The 2,116-nt window shown below is 37.2% G+C and carries 1 protein-coding gene; it reads right to left on the minus strand.

The features are described 5' to 3' along the window. Nucleotides 1-49: 49 nt before the first annotated feature. A partial coding sequence (locus H5072_RS17680) for a S8 family serine peptidase (protein WP_182694298.1) occupies nt 50-2,116 on the minus strand: 2,067 nt, incomplete at its 5' end.

Genomic DNA, 2,116 nt, shown 5'->3' on the forward strand with positions numbered 1-2,116 from the left:
TTGAGCAACGCTCAATATCGGCTTTATTAATCATTTAATTTTGTCTAAATTAGTCGGCTAAAGTTGGAACTGTAATAGGAATTACAACCCTTCTTACAACTGCGCTACCATCACCTCTTATCCAAAGTATCACTTCGTAATTTAATTCCTCAAGAGAGGCATTTTTAATCCCTTTCAAATTAATTTCAAAGGTCACTTCTTCATTTGGTTTAACGTTCTCAATTAATACAGGGGTAATAGTTTCAACCCACTGCTCTCCTGAAATCACTTCAATTGAGAGATCGATTTCTTTTAAAGCCTCATCAAGAGCTGAAGAAATAGCCGCTGCAATTTCGTTACTATCATACGACAATAAAAATGTTTGTCCTTTAGTAGCTAACACAATTGAATCTAAATCATCTGTAGCTAAGCCAATTGAGCCGCTTTGCAATCCAAATACCGTCACACCTTTTTCTTGTAATACATTGATGACCTCAGTTTTGCCCGCACCCGGGTAATTCTCATCTATATCTGAATCATGAAATGGCGCGTCTGTCGCTAATAAAATAACTTTTAAAGCACCTTCACGCCAACCAATATTCATAGGTTCAATATCACCTAAACTAGTATAATTTCCATCGTTGTCTATATCTCTACCAGCTCCAGTTACAGCTTGGTACAAACCTTCTAACTGTGATTCTTGATAATCATTACCTGAATAAATGGTTAAATTATTGATTCCTGTTTTTGCGGCATCTATATCTGTAGTCACCGACTGTAATAAATAGAACGCTTCATCACCATCGTATTCATGGCCGTAACCATCAATAGGAAAGTCTGAAAAAGCAGAAACCCCAAAAGCAACATTAATTCCACGACCAGATAAGTTTTCTAATATATTGTCAGCTTGCTCTTTTAAGCTGGCTATATCATCAGTATAACTACCGCTAACATCAATTAAAAACATGACATCAATTGCTGTCACAGTAGTTTCAGGTAAGGTAAAGCTTAACTGCGAAGTAGTTTTATCCCCTTTAGATAAAGCAATTGGTGCCTTAACATCTAAAACAGAATCAATAGTTAAATCGGCTGTTTGTATTGCAGAGTGAATATTTAGTAACTGCGTAGGACCGGTTGTGCCTAGAGATTTTGACTCTTCAGAAAGCGTTAAATTAGAAGATGTAGCAACTAAAATATCTTTAATCTCCGCTGCTTTTAATGAACTATTAATTCCTTTCACAATCCCTGCAGAGCCTGTTACTAAAGCAGCTGAAAATGATGTACCTACGCCTAAGCTACCATCAGTATTCCCCCACCCCATTTGATCACCAGGAGCCGCAATATTTACGACGTTACCCATACGTGTAAAATCAGTTTCTTTATCATCTGCATCTGTTGCCGCTACAATCAATGTATTTGTTTGCCAAGCATCTTGGGCGATATCATTGATATCAACTAAAAGTTGATCATCATTTTTTTCACAGTTATTACCAGCCGAATAAACTAGTAATACATCTTTTTCTTTTGCGTATTCCACTAAGTTAGTTTGTTGTAGACGCCAAATTCTATTACTTTTTAATCTAACTTGTGAGTCGTCAGCACAAGTGCTTGTATCACCCCAAGATATATTTACAATGCTCGCACCGTTATCTATAGTCGCCTTAGTTCCTGCTATTAAATCTGTTATATAAGTTTTAATAGGAGATTCAGATGAACACTCTTCAGTAGTTGATCCATCCTTACAACGCTTAACATAAATATCGGTATGTATTAAGTTGGCACTGTGATCAACACCATACACTGCACTGCCTTCACTCGTGTTATGTCCAGCAATAAAGCTAGATACCCACAACCCATGAGAACTATCAGTTTCTGTATCATCACCTTCAACAACACCAAATTGGCCATTCTCTTGTGCGCGTAGACGAGTTAAGCGAGAGCTTTCAATGCTAATTTGTCCTGCACCTATACCGGTATCAACAACACCTAATGTCACTGGCGCTAAAGTACGTTCTTGTAATGCATCCCATGCTTTATCTGCGGCTACAGCTTTAACCCAATAATCTCCAGAAAAAAGAGGCTCATCAGTGCTTTCCTCTGCAATATATTGTATTACAGTGTTTTTATTTTTGATTAC

Origin of the sequence: Pseudoalteromonas sp. SR45-5 (assembly GCF_014163565.1) — a bacterium.
GTDB classification, from domain to species: Bacteria; Pseudomonadota; Gammaproteobacteria; order Enterobacterales; family Alteromonadaceae; genus Pseudoalteromonas; species Pseudoalteromonas distincta.